Consider the following 1,554-nt stretch of genomic DNA (forward strand, 5'->3'; position numbering starts at 1 on the left):
AACAGCTTGAGGCTCGCCTCAAGCAGTACGAAAACCCAAACACACCACCCAGTAAGCAGGGTGGTGCGGCTAAATCACTGGGTGGCGACGGTCAAGACGGGGATGAAGACGAAGAATCTGAAGAAGATGACGCTGGCGGCGACCCTGACGCCGCCAGCGACTCTTCACCAGGACGGAGTGAAGGTCACGAAGGAACAACACGACCGCCACCAGAACCCGAAGAGACGATTCGGGTTGATCAGGGATACTGTCCAGACTGTGAGCAAATCCTCTCGAACCCTGATAACTACGTCTCACGAACTGTTATCGATGTCCCACTTCCCGTTCCAACCACCGTCGTAAAGTACGAACTCGGTAAACACCACTGTTCGTGCGGAAACGAGGTCGTTGCTGAACATCCTGACTGCCCAAAAAAGGGGCGGTTTGGGCCAAATATCATGGCCCAAACCGCTCTCGGTCGGTTCCATCAGCGACTGCCAAACCGGAAGCAAGCCGAGCTGTTTGACTGGGAGCTCGATCTTCCGATCTCCCACCGGACGATCTACAACTTGACCAAGCGGGTCGCAGACCGGCTGCGACCCGCATACAACGATGTCAAAGAGAAGATTCGAGAGAGTGAGGTCGTCTACTGTGATGAAACAGGCTTTCCGGTTGACGGCGAGCAACACTGGGCGTGGACGTTCGTCACTGATGACGAAGTGCTGTTCTGGGTTGATGAGAGCCGTGGAAGTCAGGTCCTAGAAGACGTCCTCGGCGAGGAATTCGCCGAGGACTCGACGCTCAGTTGTGACGGCTGGTCAGCGTATTCGAGTTATCACACGAACCTGCAGCGGTGCTGGGCGCACCTGTTGCGGGAGGCTGAGTACGTCGCTGAACGGCACGAGAAAGCAGAGCGGCTGTCTGGAGAGTTGCACGCACTCCACGACGACCTAACGACGTTCGTCGAAGGAGATCCGTCCGCTTCCGCCCGCGAGCAGAAGCGGGCGGAAGCGTCCTTGCACTTAGAGGGGCTGATCAGGGAGGATTACGAGGCCCGAGAGATTCAAAAGCTGATCAAGAAGATCAGCAATGGGTTGGGTCATTGGCTGACGTTCGTGACTGAGCCAGACGTTGACTCGACGAATAATCGCGCAGAGCGGGCTCTGCGCGAGCAAGTAGTCCTTCGGAAGATGTTTCGGACCCTCCGTTCGGCAGAAGGGGTCCAGATTCACGAGACGATAACAACGATGTTGGCGACGTGGAAACGACGAGGCCTCGATCCACCAGAACAGCTCCAATCAATTTTGGGTGGGAGAGAACTTCGGTAAGGACGAGAGGCATCACTGAGCGGTGTATCTTGGTCTTGCTATCCAACTACAGTGCCTCGAATAAGAATATGAGATATGCCAGATGGAAATCCTTCCACACTTTTTGAAAAGAAACGTGAGGGACGCCCACCAATAGATGTTCTCGGTCTTGTAGCCGGATTAGCGGTGTTCGCAGCCCTCTCATTCTTGTTTGCGGCATTGTCCCAGTTATCGGGGCCAGCTGTTGAAACTGGGATTTTTTTTGTTG

At 55.0% G+C, this 1,554-nt stretch carries 1 protein-coding gene; it reads left to right on the forward strand.

Features of this window, described 5'->3' with window-relative positions; genetic code table 11:
• The coding region (tnpC, locus tag ACP96_RS15040; RefSeq protein WP_082222586.1) for an IS66 family transposase at positions 1 to 1,307 on the forward strand (1,307 nt) is incomplete at its 5' end.
• Between the last annotated feature and the right edge of the window lie 247 nt (positions 1,308 to 1,554).

Source organism: Halorubrum halophilum, from assembly GCF_000739595.1.
GTDB classification, from domain to species: Archaea; Halobacteriota; Halobacteria; order Halobacteriales; family Haloferacaceae; genus Halorubrum; species Halorubrum halophilum.